The following is a 17,457-nucleotide window of genomic DNA, read 5'->3' on the forward strand; positions in this document are numbered from 1 at the left end:
GCTCGGCAGCGTGCTCGCCGCGGTGGACTCCCCGGTGGGCATGGCCTGGGCCGTCTCGGTGATGCGAGGTCCCGGTGGAACGGGTGTCTTCATCACGTCGAACGAAGGGCGTGGGTGGCTGCCCGCCGGATTGTTCCTGCCACGTGAGGTTTCCACGCCGTGGAACTGGGACGAGTTGCTCGCCGCCGACGACGGCGCCGGATCGCCGTGGGAAGGAGTCACCGATCCGGCCCGGGTCCTGGCGGAATTCGGATTGGCCTGGGGTGCGAAGGCGAACGCGAGTCTGTCTGCCCTCGTGTCCTCCGGTCCGATCGATCCGGGGTTGCGCAACCGCTTCGGTGAAGCGGCGATGGAGGGGCTCGTCGCTCCGTCCTACGACGTCGACTTGCGTGAGTTCACCCCGGATACGGCCGACCGGCTCGGCCTCGCCGGTTCGATCGCCGGCCTGGAACAAGTCTCGGCGGTACCCGACGCGCAGGTGCGCTCGCGATGCGTGGAACTGGCCGTCGACGCCCACGGGCAGGTCGGACGCTCCGGACCGGCGCCCGTGGAAGCCGCGACTTCGCGCCGGGTTCGGGAGCGAATTCTCGCCGAGCTGCAAGCCGGAAGGCCGGTGCCGCGCGAGCTGTGGGACGAACTGCGGGACGCCGACGATCTGCTGGCGGCCTCGATGCTGGGGCAGCGGGTCGACGTGGGCCGGGTGGAGATCGGGCAGCTTCGGCTGGATGCCGGGGCATCCCCGCTGCGCAGCATGGTTTTCGAGCGGCGCTGCAACGAATTGGTGCTGCTGCTGGCGAACGAGACGAGCAGACAGACCCTGCGCGATGCCGTCTACGCCCACGAACAGGTCACGCTGCATCCACAGTTCGTCTCGACACCGGCGCCGGTCTCCACCGCCGTGCAGCCCGAGCGTGTCGCCCCGCCCGCAGTGGCTCCTTCGGTCACCGCACCGGCGGTCACCGCACCGGCGGTCGCCGGAGGGCCGCCGCCAACCGTCGTGGTCGCGCCTTCGACCCCGCCGCCGGTGGCGCCTCCGGAGCAGTCGTGAGAGCTCCGCGAGCGTAGGTCGATTCATTGGTCCGGGCGCGGCGTGGTGGGTGCGATCCCACCGCGCCGCGAGCCGGACGTCGGTACGTCTGTCGCTGAGGGTCCTTCCGTGGAGTCCGGCCATACCGGCAGCCGGATAGCAACGTGGTGACGCCCGTGCGGATCGCCGCTCCATCCGCGCTGCCGAATCGGCATCGGTGACCGTGCACACGATGTGCGCTCTCGTACGCGATTGCGGCACTGCCAGTAGCCGTCCGGAACCGGAATCCCGCTTCTCCCGGTGTACGACCGTCGCACTGCGGTCAAACCAGCCGGAGGCGCTGTGTGGGCCCCAGGAAAGCCGACTGGGTGATCAATGCACGCCGCGAACGCGGGAGCTGGAACCGGCGCATGCCGACCCCGCCGACGGACTCGAGATGTTCGAGCCGCCTTCCGAAAGGCGGCTCGACGCGGCTACGCCTCGATGACGGGACTTTCTTCCGGAGTCGGTTCGCCCTCGGCCTCCGCGTCCTGGGCGGTCTCGCTGCCCGTCCGGGCGGTCGCGGACCCGTCTCTGGTCCGCCGAGCCGGGATCACGCTGGGTGACGGGGTAGCGGCCGGAGCTCCATCCTGCTCGGCGGGCGGCGCGGTATTGGCAGCCGGCGCCGCGGTGATGCCGCCGGGCTGCGCGGTTTCCGGCTGCGCGGCGGCGGGTTGGGCATTCGGATCGCCCTGCGGCGGCGCGGCCGCGGGCTGGCCTTGATTGCCGGGCGGCGGCGCCTGCCCCGGCTTACCCGGCGCGCCGTTGTTCTGGTTCTCCTCGGCCTTCTTCGCCTTGTCCTCTTCGGCCTTGTGCAGCATCTCAGGTATCTGGGAGACCAGCGGCATAGCTGCCATCGGCAGCATCGCGAGCATCGGCAGCAGCGAGGAGAGGCCACCGTCACCGCCGCCACCGCCGCCGCTGGTACCACCGGCCGTGCCGCCACCGCTGTTCTGGCCGCCGCCTTTCGAGTTGCCGTTGCCGCTGCCGTTGGCCATATCCTCGTTGAGGTCGGCGATCGCGGTGACCTTGTCGTACACCGCCTCCACGGCGGCGGCGACCGCCTTGAGCAACGGAAGCTCTTGGGCGGGCTTCAGTTTGGCGGTGCCCGCGGCCTTCAGCTTGGTGTTGAGGTCGGCCACGATGGTTTTGATGGACCGCAGCGCCTGCACTTGCTCGGCGGCCACCGTGACGGAGGTCTTGACGACCTTGTCGTCCATCTGCAGCAATTGCAGTTGCCTGGCCTCTACCTTGTCGATCGTCTTGCGGTACTCGTCGTCCGCTTCCCCTTTGCCGAGCGCCTTGTAGAAGGCGGGCTCGAGCAGGTCGGCGACTTTCGGCGGGGGAGTGGTCATGCCGCGCCCGAGCAGGTCTACGGCGGTTTGAATGGCGGTGTCCGCCATCGCGATGTAGGCGCGCAGCCCTTCCGAGGCCCCGGGCGGGCAATGCAGGTCGACCAACCAAAAATGTTTGACCTCGGAGGCCACGCTGGCCAGAGGGGTGGACGCCAGCGCCGATGCTTTTTTGGCTTTGGTCTCCGCCGCCGTTGTCGCCATACCGTCGCCACCGCCTTCCAGAAGTCACACCCATTGTCTCGGCTTCCCGATTATGGGAAGTGGCGCATAGTTCGATTACCCACCCACGAATGGGAATACGACCGATTCGGTTCGGGCGACACAATAGCTGGAGAGTGTGAGAGGCGGTCGGTGATGAGCGATGGCGAGTCGGTCGAATGGCACCGGCACTGACGAACGACCTGGACGGAGTGCTCCGATCGCTGCTCGCGCTGTACGGCGACGGCCAGCCCGCCGGCCAGGCGGCGACCACGACCCAAGCTCTCGCCGCCGATCTGCGTCCCCAGTCCGGAGCGGTGGCGCTGCGGTACGGCGAGGCGCACGGTATGCAGATGTCGATCGCGGAATCCCATGCGAGCAAGGACAGCATCGTCGGCAAGGCCGTGGGCGAGTCCGGTGACGGAACGGTCAACGGTCGCGGCCGCCTGAACAACCACATCGCGGATTTCCAGAGCCGGATACAGGCGATCGCTTCGGTGGCCGACACTCGCTTCAGCGGGCCCGCGCTGCTGGATGCCGCACAGACCACCATCTCGAATGCCACCAAGCAGGTCGACGCCGATGTCGCCGCCGCACGGCAGCAGGCCGCGCAGATCATGCCGCCCGCCACGCCGGCGACCCGGCAGACCAGGCACGGTCCGGCGCCGCGCAGGCGGCGGCGGACGCGCTCGAGGTCCAGTTCCTCGTCCCGGCTGCGCCGCAAGAGCACCGTCCGCTCGGACGGGACCAGAGGCGGCGACGCGGTGCTGGCCGCCAGCAGCTGGCTCGGCACCCCTTACGTGTGGGGCGGTGGCGGCGCGGGCGGTCCGAGCGGCGGTGGATTCGACTGCTCGGGTCTCACGCAATACGCCATCGCCCAGGCGAGCAACGGCGAAGTCGTGCTGCCCCGTACCACCTACGAGCAGATCTACAGCGGGGTCCGGGTGCACCCCGAGGATGTGCGTCCGGGTGACCTGGTGTTTCCCGGCTCCTCCTTCAGCACGCGAGGCCCGGAGCACGTGCAGCTGGCCGCGGGCAACGGCATGGTCATCGAGGCGCCCTACACGGGTTCGACGGTGAAGTGGTCACGCATGGACAGCAACTCCGTCGTCGTGCGGGTGCTGTGACGCGGTGACCATGGGGAGGATCGCGTGGCCATAAACATCCCCAGCGAGGTCGCGCTGTTCCTGAACATCTGCGGCATCCCCTACCCGGATATCAACGAGGACGACGTCCGGGCCCTCGCCGGGCATGTGCGCACCTTCGCTGCCCAGGTGCGGGACACACACGACTCGGCGACCGGCGTGATCGATCAGATGGGCGCCTTCTACTCGGGTGAGTCGTATCAGCAACTGGTCGCCACCTGGGCGGGCATGAGCGCGTCCCACATGCGGCAACTCGACAGCGCGTGCAAGATCGTCGGTCAGGCCCTCGATGTCGCGGCGACGGTGATCACCGCGGTGAAGGTCGCCGTGCTGGCCGAACTCGCCGCCCTGGCCGCCACCTATGCCTCGATGATGATCACGCCGCCGCTGGCGCCTTCCGCGCCGCTGATCGCCGCAGCGGCGCGCAGGCTGTGTGAGGAGATGGCGCAGTACCTGATCGGCTATATCGTCGCCGAAGTCATCGGCAAGGCGATCGAACCGCTCGAACAGGCCATCGATGACATGGTCAAGGGGATCGTCTACGACGCGGCCCGCGACGCGCTCGACATCCCGTCGTCGGGCAAGCCGGCCCCGCTGCGCATCGATCCCGACGCGGTGCAACACTTCGCGAAGGTGCTCGACGATCACGCCGACGACATCATGCGACACGCGGCGACATTCGCCGAGAACGTCTCCACACTCGATTTCACGACATCGACACCGTTCGACGACGCGGCGCAGCGCACCGAGGGGGATGCGGGCGCTCGGCGTGGTCCCGCCGCGACGGAGCGGGCAATCCCGTTCCAGCACGGCGAACAGCCGCAGTCGCGCTTCGGCCCGAACGTATCGGCGGCGAACACCGGTCTCCACGGACTCGGAAACGACGCGCGCGTCCCCGTCGCGCCGCGCGACGCCTCGGACGCGATCGGCGCCGCGGAACGGCCGGTCGATCGAAACGGATCCCGAGGTGGCACAGAGACGCCGGTCCCGGCCGGCGAGCGATCTTTCTCGCAGGCTGGGTCGGAACCTCTCGAGTCGGCCAGGGAGTTCGCGAACAAGCCTGCGCCAGTGGGGGCCGCACCGAACGGTGTGGGCATGGACGCGGCCGACCGACCGGCAGGAGTCGAAAGCCCTTCCGCCATGTCCGCGCACGCTGGAGCGGATGCCGGGCCGGTGGCTGCCCGCGAAGCGGCGCCCGAGGTCGGGGCGCGCCCGGCGGTCGACCCCGAGGCTCGCCGGTCCGGCTGGGCCACCGAAGCGGGCGGACCCGCCGACCCTGTGCTCGCAGAGAACGCAGTCGCGGGCTCCGTCTCGGGTGATTCGCTGGGAGCCGCGCCCCTCGCGCGGCAGAGTCCAGGTGCGGCGTCCACGCCTTGGGGCCGAGCCGTGCCGGGGCCGGGCGCGCCGGACCCGGCGCCGCCGAAATCCGAACGTCCGGCGAAGGCCACGCCCAAGGCGCGCAAGCCCGCGGTCACTCCGTGGACCAAAACCCGTCGTACCCGGGATGTCCCGGCCGTGGTGCACGCTCCGGCCACGCGGCCGCCACTGCGGTTGGTCCGGGAGAAGGGCTCCGAAGCGAACAGCGCCGACCTCGCCGACGCGATGCCCGCGCCCGCGCCCGCGCCGGCGCGGGTGACGGCTCCGGCATCCGATCGCACGGACTCGCCGCCTTCGCACGCCTGAGGGGGCGATCGGGCGAATACAGGCTTCCGACAAGAAAACCCATTCCCAAGCGCGGGAATGGGTTGCTGAGTGGAGGTGGCGGGAATGGTAGACGTAGACGAACCGCGCTACCGCCCAGGGTGTCGTTCCCCTCGCAACGGCCGGTGGCCTGCCGGTGCCACCGGCCGTTGCTTTTGGGTTCAGATCGTCAGGATGAGGGACTGACGATCTGTGTTCAGACAGTACCCTCTTCTGTCGGAACGTTCAATAGTGTGCACCTAAATAGCGGCAAGAAATTTTCATCCGCGCTCCGACCTGCTGCGCGGCGGCTGGTGGACCGGATCGCGGCTGGCCAGCCGCCGCCGAAGGGGCCGCTGCAGGCGGATGATTGCCGACCCCGAGGTAAACATACCGTTAACTGACGGCACGTTCAAAACTGGCATGTCGAGCGCGTGTGGTCCTCGCCTCGATTGCTTCCCAGGGGTGGGAAGGTGTCGAGTCCTGGGCGTGACCCCCGGAATCTATCGTTCGAGCAGGCTAGATCGGCGGAAGGGAAGTCCGAGTGTCAGCGGCCGAGGACGCGTTCTACACGGGTGTTCAGAATCTTGGGTTGGTCGCGGGTGGCGTGCGTAACGACCAACACGCGGCGGCGGCGTTTCGGGCTGCCACCGATCTCGACCCGGACATGTGCGATGCCTGGCTCGGGCGTGCCATGGCCGGGGAGGTCACCTCGGAGGTGATCTACGGGGCCTACCGCTCGGTGCACAACCTCTACCGCGATCAGCAGCGGGCGGGTCTGGTCGACCGCGCCCTGTGGTGCCAGGTCGAGATCGGCATGTACGGCCTGCGCGTCGCGATGGCCGATCGCGATCAGATCGCCATCGCGCAGGCGTGCTCGTATGCCGAAGGCGGTGAATGGCAGGAAGCCGCGGCGATCCTCGACGAGGTCCCGCGCGACGACGTCTCCGACTTCGTGCGCATGTCGCTGTACTTCCGGACGAAGCAGTGGCCGGAGGTGCTCACGTTGCGCAACGCGCGGCCGGTGCTGGAGGACGGCCTGCTGGACATCGCCGCCGAGCTGATGACCGCGCAGTCGCTGGCGCACCTGGGCCGCTTCGGCGAAGCCATGCCGCGCGCGCAGCGAATCGTGGAGGACAGCTCCTCCGGCAGCCTGTCCTACATCTGGGCCGACGCGCACTTCCTGCTCGGCATGCTGATGCGGCACAACGGCGATCACGACGCCGCCGACAAGGTCCTCAAAGGGCTGCAGGGCTCGGCCCTCTGGCCGGACCGCGAGGAATGGCAGCGCGCGGTGCGCGACAAGTCGTACCGATTCGAGGTCGTCACCGCGGAACTCATCGCGTCCAGGACGAACAGGTGGGATCCCAAGACGGGCGACGACCCGCGCGAAGCGGCCGCCAGCGCAGCGCGCGCGGAACGGGAGAGCCTCCTCGCGGAAGCCTCCGACCTGCTGCAAGCGCAGATCGGCATGGATTCGGTCAAGGAGCAGGTCGACCGGCTCAAGTCCGGCGTGCTGATGGATCAGGTGCGCGCCAAGCGCGGACTCGCCGTGGATTCGAAGTCGCAGCACCTGATCTTCTCCGGCCCGCCCGGTACCGGTAAGACAACCATCGCCCGGGTGATCGCCAAGATCTTCGCCGGCCTGGGTGTCGTGGAGAACGCCGATGTCATCGAGGTCTCCCGCAACGATATGGTCGGCACCCACCTGGGCCACACGGCGCCGAAGACCAACGCGCTGATCGACTCGGCGCTCGGCGGGGTGCTGTTCATCGACGAGGCGTACACCCTTATCCAGGAAGGTCTTTCCGGCGGGGACGCGTTCGGCAAGGAGGCGGTCGACACCCTGCTGGCTCGCATGGAGAACGATCGCGACAAGCTCGTCGTGATCATCGCGGGCTACGAGGACCAGATCGACCGGTTCCTGGCCTCGAACGACGGCCTTGCCTCCCGTTTCACCAAGCGGATCCGCTTCGCCAGTTACGACGCCGACGAACTGGTGCAGATCGCCGAACACATCGCGCGGAAGAAGGATTCGATCCTGTCCGAGCAGGCTCGCGAGGTGCTGCGCCTGAGGTGTGAGGAGCTGGCGGGACAGACCAAGAACGGCAGGCGGCTGATCGATCTGGCCGGCAACGGCCGTTTTGTGCGCAATGTGGTCGAGGCCGCCGAAGCCGAGCGAGATTATCGCTTCACCAGGGAGAACGCCGATATCGCCGCGATGACCGACGAGGAGCTCATGACGATCGACGCGTTCGACGTCACCGCGGCGCTGGAGGGCTTGGCGCCGAGCACGCGGGTGTGAGGCGTCCGCTGATCCGTTATCCCCGGCGTTGGGAATAGCGGTCGTATTCATGCTGTGACCGCTGGTTACGGTTTGGTGAGGGCGGCGGAAGGAACGAGAACCGGTGGCGCGCTTCCGGGTTGTGACCAAACACCAGATTTCCGGCTGGCGTTTTCTGCTGCGACGGATCGAGCACGCGCTGGTCCGCCGAGACGCGTCGATGATCGATGATCCGCAGCGCGGTCGCTCGACCGCGCTGTCCATCGGCATCGCGCTCGCGTGCGTGATCATCGCGGGCGCTGCCGTGCTGGCGTTCTTCAAACCCGCCAAGAAGGTCGGCGAGTCGAAAATCGTCGCGGAGAAGGACACGGGGGCTCTGTTCGTCCGCGTGAACAACCGGCTGTTCCCGGCGCTGAACCTGACGTCGGCTCGGCTGATCGTCGGTTCCCCCGACAATCCGGTGCAGGTGTCCCGGGACGAGTTGTCGAAATACCCGCGTGGGCCATGGGTCGGTATTCCCGGTGCGCCCGGCAGCATCGTCGACAGCAACGAGAAGGATTCCTCGTGGACGGTGTGCGATACTGCGCGCACCGGTGCGGCCGCGCCGGTGAACCCGGCGACCGGTCTGCCGACCGTCAGTCGGTCCGCGGTGCGAACGACGGCGATCGGCGGCCCGCTCGCCATCGACGGCGACGCCAACCGCCCGCTGGGTGACGGCGAGGCCCGTCTGCTGCGTGACGACACCACGACCTGGCTGGTGTACGCGGATGCCGAGAAAGGCGTGGTGCGCGCCGCGATCGACCTCGCGAACACCGCGGTGGCCATGGCGCTCGGCATCGACTCGACCGCTCCGGTGATGGCGGCTTCCAAGGGCTTGGTCAACGCGATTCCGGAAGCACCGCCGCTGCGGGTCCCCGACGTGCCGGGCAAGGGCGAGACCATCACGCTCAACAACGGATTCACCACGCCGGTCGGGTCGGTGCTCACCGTGTCGACGCCGGACCAAGGCGTCTCGTACTACCTCGTCTCCCAGTCCGGGCTGGTGCGGGTCAGTTCGGTGCTGGCGGCGATGGTCCGCAATGCGGACGCCCAAGGCTCGGTGACCACGCGCACCGTGGGACCCAACGTGATCGCGGCGAATCTGCGCCCTGGACAGTGGCCGGGCACCGCGACCTACCCGACCCGCCCCATTCGCCTGGTCGACCCGGAACGTTCCGGCGTCACGTGCCTGCACTGGTCGCGCTCCGGGAGCGATCCGAACGCGAGCACCGAACTACTTGTGGGCAGGCAGTTGCCGCTCACGCAGGACGAGCAGGGCCGCGCGGTCGACCTGGTGACCTCCTCCGCCTCGCGCGGCACCACCGCGGACGCGGCGTACCTGCCGAGGGACACCGGGCGTTTCGTGCAGGTGACCGGTACCGAACCGGGATCGCCGCTGCGCGAATCGCTCTACTGGGTCTCCGACAGCGGGGTGCGCTACGGCATCATCACCGAGCCGAACAGCGCCGGCGGCACCGACCCCACCTTGGCCGCGCTGGCGCTGAGGGCGCCGGTCCCCGCGCCGTGGAGCATCATCTCGCTGTTCGCGGTCGGTCCCGCTCTGTCCCAGAAGGAAGCTCGCATCCAACACGACGGAATTCCGAACAACAAGGTCGTCGCCGGGCTCGGAGGTACGCAGTGACCACGACTCGCCGGTTCGTACGACCCGCCCGGGTGGTGCGCGGTCCCAAGGCTCCCGCCGTGACGGAGTTGCGGCTGCAACCGCCGACCGAGCTGCCCAAGCCGGTTCCGCCGTCGCGGCTGCGGATGATCATGCCCGTGGTCATGGTGGCGGCCATGTGCGGGATGATGGTCATGATGTTCCGCGGGGGCGGAGCCGTGAACCCGATGATGCTGATGTTCCCGGCCATGATGATGGTGTCGATGTTCGGCATGATGGGCGGCGCGCTCGGGGGCAACTCCGGCGGCGCGGCCAGCTTGAACGAGGAACGCAAGGACTACCTGCGCAGCATCACCGACAACCGCAAGACGGTGCACGCGGCGGAAGCCGAACTCCATGCCTACCTGCGCTACACCCATCCCGGTCCCGATGAGATCGCACGGCTGATCGGCGGCAAGCGGATGTGGGAGGTACAGGTCGCCAGCCCGCAGTTCCTGCGCGTGCGAGTGGGCCGCGGACGCATCGCCAACCAAGTGCGCGTGATCGTCCCGGAAGCCGCGCCCACGTCGGATCTGGACCCGGTCGGCGTCGTCGAGCTGACTCGATTCGCCAAGGCCTACTCCACGGTCGGCGGCATGCCGGTCGCGATCAATCTGCTGTCGGCGCCGCAAGTCGGCATCGACGGCGATCCGGGGCTCGTGGCCGGGTTGGTCCGCGCGATGATCGCCGAGGTGGCGGTGCTGCACGGACCGGACCAGGTGGCGGTCGCCGCGGTGCTGTCCGATCCGGACGCGCCGGAGTGGTCCTGGCTGAAGTGGCTGCCGCACGCCCAGCATCCGAGCGACAACGACGCGATCGGCTCGAGCCGGATGGTCTACCGCACCGTGGCCGAGTTGCGCACCAAGGTGCTCGCCGGACTCAACCGCGGTCCGTTCTCGGCGAATTCGCAGCCCACCCTGGATCGCACCCACTTCCTGCTCATCGTGGACGTCGAGGGCCCTGCCAGCGACCGTGACATCTCCGGCATCGACGGCTGCACCTGGCTGCGGCTGGGGCCCGCGGAGCAGAATCTGCCGAGGGCGTTGCGCTTCACCGTCACCGAGGACCGGTCGCTGAACGAGGTGACCCCGCGCGGGCTGCGTCGCGTGGGTGTGGCCGATTCGCTGTCCACGGCGGCGATCACGGCCATGGCGCGCAGCCTTTCGCCGTACCGGTTGTCCACGGTGGTGGAGGCGGTGGCCGCCGAGCAGGCCAGCGGTGGTACATCCTGGGAGGAGATGGTCGGCATCGACGACCCGGGCGCCATCCGGGTCGAGCAAGCGTGGATCCGGCGTCGCGATCAGGACCGGGCACGGCTGAACATTCCGTTCGGCCATGACCCGGCCGGTGGTGTCGTCTATCTCGACATCAAGGAATCGGCCGAAGAAGGCATGGGCCCGCACGGCATGTGCATCGGCGCGACCGGATCGGGTAAGTCGGAATTCCTGCGCACTCTGGTGCTCTCGGCGGTGGCGACACACTCGCCGGATGTCCTGAACCTGCTGCTCGTCGACTTCAAAGGTGGCGCGACCTTCCTCGGTTTCGACCGGCTGTCGCATGTGACGGCCATCGTGACGAACATGGAGGAAGAAGCCGACCTCGTCACCCGTATGGAAGACGTCATCAACGGTGAAATGGCGCGGCGGCAGCGGATTCTGCGTGACGCGGGCAATTTCGCCAGCGTCGCCGATTACGAACGTGCCCGGGAGCAGGGCGCGGACCTGCGACCGCTGCCGACGCTGCTGATCATCCTCGACGAGTTCGCCGAACTGCTCGAGCAGCATCCGAACTTCTCGAAACTCTTCGTGGCCATCGGCCGGTTGGGCCGATCGCTGCGCATCCACTTGCTGCTCGCGTCACAGAAGGTGCCCGCCAACCGTATGGGCGAGTTGGAAGCGCATCTTTCCTATCGAGTCGCGTTGCGCACCAACCAGACCAGTGACTCGCGCGACGCGATCGGCACTGCGGACGCCTACCACCTGCCGAAGAAGCCCGGTTCGGGTTATCTGCGGGTCGGCTCCGGTGACCTCCAGCGTTTCCAAGCCGCGTACGTGGGCGAGAAGTACTCGGCCCCCGCGCAGGTGTCCGCGTCCTCCGCGCAGCGCGCGCGACGGCCCGGTGGCGGGTACCGGCCGCCGCAGCGCTTCATCGCCGGCCATATCGCCGATACCAGGCCCGCGGTGGTCGAGCCGGTGGCGGTCCAAGACGCGCCGGAAACGGCCGACGGCGAGTCGATCACGGTGATGGAAGCGGTGTTGCAGCAGTTGGCTCGGCACGGCCAGCCCGCGCACAAGATGTGGCTGCCGCCGCTGGGCACGCCGCCGACTCTCGATCGGATGATCCGCGCCGTGCCGCAAGGCGCCTTGCAGATGCCGTTGGCGCTGGTCGACAAGCCTCGGCAGCAGCGTCAGGACGTCTGGTGGGTCGACATGTCGGGCGCGGGTGGGCACATGGCCATCGTCGGCGGCACGCAGGCGGGCAAATCGACCGCGCTGCAGACGTTCATCATGTCCGCCGCGCTGACCCACACCCCGGAACAGGTGCAGTTCTACTGCCTGGACTTCTCCGGTGGCGGCTTGGCGGCGCTGACGAACCTTCCGCACGTGGGATCGGTGGCCGCGGCCAGGGACGGCGATCGCATCCGCCGCACGATCGCGTTGGTGACAAACCTGCTCGAGAGCAGGCAGTCGATGTTCACCGAGTTCGGTATCGATTCGATCCGGAAGTTCCGCACGCTGCGGGACGGCGGGGGCAGGCCGCCGTGGCACGACCGCGATCCCTACGGTGACGTCTTCCTGGTCATCGATGGATGGGATGTCGGATTCGGTACGAACGGCCCGTACTACGACGAATACACCCCGGTGATGGAGTCCATCGCCCTGCAGGGCTTGAACTACGGCATCCACCTGGTGGTCAGCAGTTCGCGCTGGATCGCGATTCGTCCCGCGATCAAGGACCTGATGCAGACACGCGTCGAGATGCGGCTGGGTGACCTGGCCGATACGACCTTCAACACCCACCGCAACGTCGTCGCGGCGATCCCCGCCAATCGACCGGGCCGCTGCATCTCGACCGACGGTCTGCACATGCTCACGGCGTTGCCTCGCATCGATGGTGTGGGCGATCCGAATTCGGCCGCCGAAGGCCTCGCCGCCGCGGCCGCCGAGATCACGCAGCGCTACCCGGGAAGGCATGCGCCGCAGGTGAAATTGCTGCCACCACAGGTGGGTCTCGATGAAGTGCGAGCGAATTGGCCGATGCCGCAGACTCTCGCTCAGCGTCTCGTCGTGCCGTTCGGCGTCCGCGAGTCCGATTTGAGCCCGGCGACAATCGATTTCAATATGTCGACCCACTTCATCGTGCTCGGCTCGACCGGATCGGGGAAATCCACCACCTTGGCCGCGCTGCTGGAGTCCATCAAACGCCAGTACGACCCATCGCAAGCCCGCGTGCTGCTGATCGACTACCGGCGAAGGCATTTGGGAACGATTCCTCAGGAGATGCTCATCGGGCATGTGACCAGCGAGCGGGATGTGCGCGAAGCGCTGCCGCTGCTGGTGGACAAGATGCGCTCGCGGCGGCCACCGGACGACGTGACCACCCGGCAGCTCGCGGAGCGCTCCTGGTGGTCCGGCCCAGAGGTCTTCGTCGTGATCGACGACTACCACATGGTGGTGCAGCGTGGCGCGATGAATCCGCTGGAACCGTTGAAGGACATCATTGTCGACGGTCGCGATACCGGCTTGCACGTCATCGCGGCACGCAACATCGCACAAGCGGACACGGCGTTGTACGACAACGTGATCGGCCAGATGAAGAACCTGAATTCGTCGGGTCTCGTCATGGACGGTTCGAAGCTCGACGGCATGCTGATCGGCGACGTGCGACCCACCAAGCAGCCGCCGGGCCGGGGAATCTACGTGGAGCCCATGAGTTCCCGCCGGGATCTCGTCCAGGTGGCCTGGGTACCCCAGCAGATCTGACTTCGGCGCCCATCCCAAGGTTGGGAATAAATTACCGTTTTCCTTAGCAGCCGCTCGATCCGAGCTGGTAGTCACGCTCGATTGGAGTCTCCCCATGGCACTCCCGGATCTCGGCATCGCGCCACCGGATGTGCGGAGGGCCGTGACCGGGCCCAGGTGGATGGCGCCATCGCGCGCGGTAGATGGGATGCCACCGGAACGACCGGAAATCCCCTGCCCGGCGGCGCTGTTCGTTCCCGGAGTAACCCAGGAGGTGCCGGTACTGGAGAAACCCCCTGTAATCGGTGTGGTCGAGGACGTCGATGCCCCGAGACGCGCATCGACGATTCCGACGCACATGCTGTCAACGTCCTCGGCTAATGCATCCGAGGCAAGGTAAACGCCTTATAGGATAGGAACAGATATGCCCATCGGCTACACTGGCGACCCCTCCGAAATCAACGCCGCCGCCAAGAAGTTCTTCATGCACGCCGATACCTTCAAGAACCACATGGGTATTCTCGAGAGCATCAAGATGGAGTACGCGCCCGCCGTCCAGGGGGCCACCGGAAACGCCATCCAGGCGGCCATGCAGGGAGCCCTCGACAAGGGTGGGAAGCTGCACGCCACCTTCATGGAGATCGTCGATGCGTTGAATACCGCCGGCGCGAGTTTCGACAGCCAGGACCAAGAGAACGCGGCGCAGGTCAACAAATACAACGTCAACTTCTGATGCCGGGTCTGCACCGGAAAACAATTGGGAAAGGTTTTGGACAATGGCTTTGAAGAATGATTACGATGCCGTCGAGGGCCTGGTCATCCGCACCGACCAGGTGCTCAGCAATATGACGGTCGACGCCGGTGAGCGCAACACGCTGGCCAAGCTGCTGGAGCAGAACTTCCAGGGTGATGCCGGTACCTCGAATGGCGAGTTGCAGGCCCGTATCATGAAGCTGATCACTCAGTACAACGAGGCGCTGACCCAGCTGAAGGCGGCCACGAAGACCGTATCCGGCATCGACGGTCAGTTCCGGGTCGTCGACACCGGTCAGGCCATGCGGTTCTCGCAGATCGGAACCGGCGGGGCTATGTAGTAGCCGAGATCGCCATCTCCGGTCCGGAGATGGCCGATCGAACACGGACGCGGCGCTCGCGTTGTGCCGGTGCCGCGGCCGGTCGGAAATCGAATGCAATCGCCCTCGACGAATTCGTTCACGAACATCGTCGAGGGCGATCGCATGTCTTGGATGCCGGTCGGCGGGGTGGGTGGACGACTCGTGTCACGTGACGCGTCCGCTCGGGTTTCAAGGGTCTTCTACGGGCGGCGAGGGGGTGGCCGTCAGGGGTGAATCCGAGCTCCATGCCGTATCCCCACCTCTGGGAATAGCTTAACGTTCTGATTGCACCGCTCGATGTCGATGTACTACTCGCCAAGAGTGGGTACTGGTTGTTAGGAGACTTCCATGCATCTCGCTGTCGATTGGGATCATCTCCCGGTTATCGCTTCTCAACTGGGCGTCAGCGCGGAGGATCTGATGCTGATGCTCGGCGCGGCCGCTCCTCTCGCTGTCCCGCTTTCGCCGGGTGCCGATGACGTGAGCGCACTCATTCCCGCCGCGTGCGCCAAGCAGGCGGGATTGTTCTTCCCCAAAACGGCGAACGGCGTCTGCGTGGGAACCGATGGCGCGGACGCTCTACCGGAGATAGGTGCCGCCTTCGCCGCCGGCGACATGACCGGCCATGGCCAGGTGCTCAGCAGAGCAGCCGCGTTCTAGGCGCGGACAGCGCGAGCGAAAGCTGACGAGATGCTTGCTGTGGTACTCGGCGCGCTGGGGCCGGAGGGGATCATTGCCCCGGTGCTCGCCGGCGATGGGGTCGCCACGACGCGGGCGACCGCGAAAGCTTATACGGCTATGGCCATGCGATTGAATGCCGCCGCGGCCAACACCGACAGTTCGATGCTCCAGATGAGTGCGACGTTCCAAGCGCTCACCGCAGACCAGGCACAGGCGGCATTCCGCAAACATGCGGCATGGTTGCGTGAGCAGGCGACCGTGGCCGAGGCAACCGGCCAGTTGCTGGACCGAGCGGCTGACATCTCCACTGCGGCGAAGGCCGCCATGGGGGTCCTTGCCGCCAAGGCCGCTCAGGTCCGGGCCCAAGAGGGTATCGCGCTCGGCGGCGGCTTCGGACCGTTGAGCGGGGCGGTCCTCCTCGAAGCCGAAGCCGAGTTGCTCGCGCTCAGAGGGGCCGCCCTCGGCGTCATGGGCGCTTACGCCAATGCGCTGGTGCCCACGCTCGCCGCATTGCCGCCACCGCTCGAGGCGCCCCCGATTGTGACGGGCGGACCAGGGCCGGGCCCGCAGACGCAAAACGTGTCTTACGACAACCCGACCGACTACACCGGTAGCGACTTCACCAAGACGGACCTATCGTCGACGTCTACGGGCGACGGGCCGACCGGAACGGACAACAACACCGGATCGGGCGGTGATCAGAACCCCACCGACACAACACAGCCCACCGACACCACCCAGCCGACTGATCCCACTCAGCCCGCGGATCCGACCCAGCCGACGGATTCGATGGACCCGGCCACGAATCCCGAGCAATTGTCGCCGGACCCGAACGCCAATGGCTGGTCCGGGGATTCGGGAATGAACGGCATGGGAGACGGAGCCACGAACGATTCCTGGCTCTACGGCACGTCGCAGAACTCGCCGACGTTGGCCGCATTGAGCGGTGGGGCCGGGAGTCTCGTCGCGCTCAACATGGCCCGCGGCGGCCTCGGATCGATGCCGGGCGCTGCGACCGGTTTCCGGATGCCGACCAACTGGAATCCAGGAGCCGGACGGGCCTTCGGCGCCATGCCGCAGCAAGCGGCGTCCGGACCGATGGCCAGGAAGGGCCCGCCGCGCGGTGCGGTCGCGCCCAAGGCGCGAATGCGACGACGCCGCGACGACGAGAAGAGGTCGTCGAAGGTGTTCGTCCCTGGCGAACCGCAGGATGTTCCGGTACTCGAGCAACCTCCTGTCATCGGGGTCATCGAGTACGAGGACCGGGACGGCCGAGACGAGCCGATGCTCGAATCGGTGCTGGCGGTCGGCGTCATCGAGCGAAACGACAACGAAGACGAAGCGGTGCTCGCCTCCCCAGAACGTCCTCGGTGAAGCGCGCCGAGGCCGATCCAGTCGAAGGAGATGATCACAATGCATTCGAGGAAGGTGTGGAAGACGATCCGGTCGCAATCGACCTGAATGTCGATGCGGCCCTGCTGTTACAGCATCTGGTCGACATCGAGTCCTATCCGCCGGTATTGGCGCTGCTGCCGAACATCTACCGCATCGAGGATCGGGATCGGGTACATGCCGTAGTCGCCGCGCAGCTCACCGAAGTGGGCGTGCTCGAGGACGGACGCGTGCACCCGGTCGTCGAGCATTGGCTGCGGTGCCTGTACCGGCCGGACGTGGAAATGGCGGTACGGATCCTGGACACCGGCTTGGATGGCCAGCCGAAAGGAATGCTGCGGATGTCACTGGTGCGCGCGGGCGAGACCCATGTACTCGCGGTGCGCTCCGACGACCATGTGGTCATCCAGTCGGTGTTCCAGCAGGACGACCAGCTCGACACCTTGCCGGCGGCCGTTCTCGCCGCTCTCGGTCCGGCGCCGGTGTTGCAGTTCGAGCCGGTCGCCGCGACGGTGGAGCAATTCGGCGAGATTGCCGATGAACAGGACGAACGGCGGCGCGCCCTGGTAGAACTCGGGGCGGAACCGCATGCCGCCGCGGTGCTGAGCCGGGTGCTGGACGAGGTGGTCCGACGGGCCGAAGTGGTGATCATCGAGCACCACGACGGCAGCTCAGCGCAGTCCGTATCCAGCGTGAACGTGGTGGATACGCTGTCGGGGCGATTCATCGTGACTCCGAGCGTCGCGATGGACGGACGGAAGTGGGCAAGATATGCGCCGGGCGATGACGCGGCCCTACGGTCGGGTATCGGGGCGTTGATCGACCTGCTGCCCGGTCGAAGTTGGTTCGACACCAGCAGAACGAGCTGAACGTCGGACCG

11 protein-coding genes and 1 pseudogene are annotated in these 17,457 nt (G+C 67.2%); 11 read left to right on the forward strand and 1 reads right to left on the reverse strand.

All coding sequences use genetic code 11. From position 1 onward, the window contains the following. Nucleotides 1-1,048, forward strand: a pseudogene (locus ON21_RS33760) (hypothetical protein); the annotation flags it as partial. 452 nt (nucleotides 1,049-1,500) lie between these two features. Here ON21_RS33760 and ON21_RS33765 read toward each other — a convergent pair. After that, nucleotides 1,501-2,622 carry a hypothetical protein gene (locus ON21_RS33765; RefSeq protein WP_157171158.1) on the reverse strand — a complete coding sequence of 374 codons (1,122 nt, stop codon included), beginning with the start codon at nucleotides 2,620-2,622 and terminating at the stop codon, nucleotides 1,501-1,503. A 176-nt stretch (nucleotides 2,623-2,798) separates the two neighbouring features. On the opposite strand from ON21_RS33765, the gene ON21_RS33770 reads away from it, so the two are divergent. From ON21_RS33770 to ON21_RS33815, 10 genes are all read left to right on the forward strand, one after another. Beyond that, complete coding sequence (locus tag ON21_RS33770) at nucleotides 2,799-3,746, forward strand: C40 family peptidase (RefSeq protein WP_039804920.1); 948 nt, start codon at nucleotides 2,799-2,801, stop codon at nucleotides 3,744-3,746. A 24-nt stretch (nucleotides 3,747-3,770) separates the two neighbouring features. Then, nucleotides 3,771-5,447 (forward strand): WXG100-like domain-containing protein, encoded by a 1,677-nt coding sequence (locus ON21_RS36385; protein WP_051021675.1) that lies wholly within the window; start codon nucleotides 3,771-3,773, stop codon nucleotides 5,445-5,447. A 541-nt stretch (nucleotides 5,448-5,988) separates the two neighbouring features. Beyond that, nucleotides 5,989-7,749, forward strand: a complete 1,761-nt coding sequence (eccA, locus tag ON21_RS33780; protein ID WP_039804921.1) for a type VII secretion AAA-ATPase EccA — start codon at nucleotides 5,989-5,991, stop codon at nucleotides 7,747-7,749. 121 nt (nucleotides 7,750-7,870) lie between these two features. Further along, a complete protein-coding gene (gene eccB, locus ON21_RS33785; protein ID WP_245562846.1) occupies nucleotides 7,871-9,409 on the forward strand; it encodes a type VII secretion protein EccB in 1,539 nt (512 codons plus the stop codon). After that, on the forward strand, nucleotides 9,406-13,410 hold the full coding sequence (eccCa, locus tag ON21_RS33790) for a type VII secretion protein EccCa (protein ID WP_051021681.1): 4,005 nt from the start codon (nucleotides 9,406-9,408) through the stop codon (nucleotides 13,408-13,410). Before eccB ends, eccCa begins: the two co-directional genes overlap by 4 nt. A 403-nt stretch (nucleotides 13,411-13,813) precedes the next feature. Then, nucleotides 13,814-14,122 (forward strand): WXG100 family type VII secretion target, encoded by a 309-nt coding sequence (locus tag ON21_RS33795; protein ID WP_039804926.1) that lies wholly within the window; start codon nucleotides 13,814-13,816, stop codon nucleotides 14,120-14,122. Nucleotides 14,123-14,165: 43 nt separating this feature from the next. Further along, nucleotides 14,166-14,483 carry a hypothetical protein gene (locus ON21_RS33800; protein WP_039804928.1) on the forward strand — a complete coding sequence of 106 codons (318 nt, stop codon included), beginning with the start codon at nucleotides 14,166-14,168 and terminating at the stop codon, nucleotides 14,481-14,483. A 369-nt stretch (nucleotides 14,484-14,852) separates the two neighbouring features. Continuing rightward, entirely contained in the window at nucleotides 14,853-15,164 is a 312-nt protein-coding gene (locus tag ON21_RS33805) for a hypothetical protein (RefSeq protein WP_039804929.1), read from the forward strand. Between the two features lie 30 nt (nucleotides 15,165-15,194). Then, nucleotides 15,195-16,559 (forward strand): PPE domain-containing protein, encoded by a 1,365-nt coding sequence (locus ON21_RS33810; RefSeq protein WP_083881070.1) that lies wholly within the window; start codon nucleotides 15,195-15,197, stop codon nucleotides 16,557-16,559. Nucleotides 16,560-16,615: 56 nt separating this feature from the next. Continuing rightward, the gene (locus ON21_RS33815) at nucleotides 16,616-17,446 is read left to right on the forward strand and encodes an ESX secretion-associated protein EspG (protein WP_039804962.1); all 831 of its coding nucleotides are present in this window, start codon (nucleotides 16,616-16,618) and stop codon (nucleotides 17,444-17,446) included. Nucleotides 17,447-17,457 lie beyond the last annotated feature (11 nt).

Origin of the sequence: Nocardia araoensis NBRC 100135 (genome assembly GCF_000308435.1) — a bacterium.
GTDB classification, from domain to species: Bacteria; Actinomycetota; Actinomycetes; order Mycobacteriales; family Mycobacteriaceae; genus Nocardia; species Nocardia araoensis.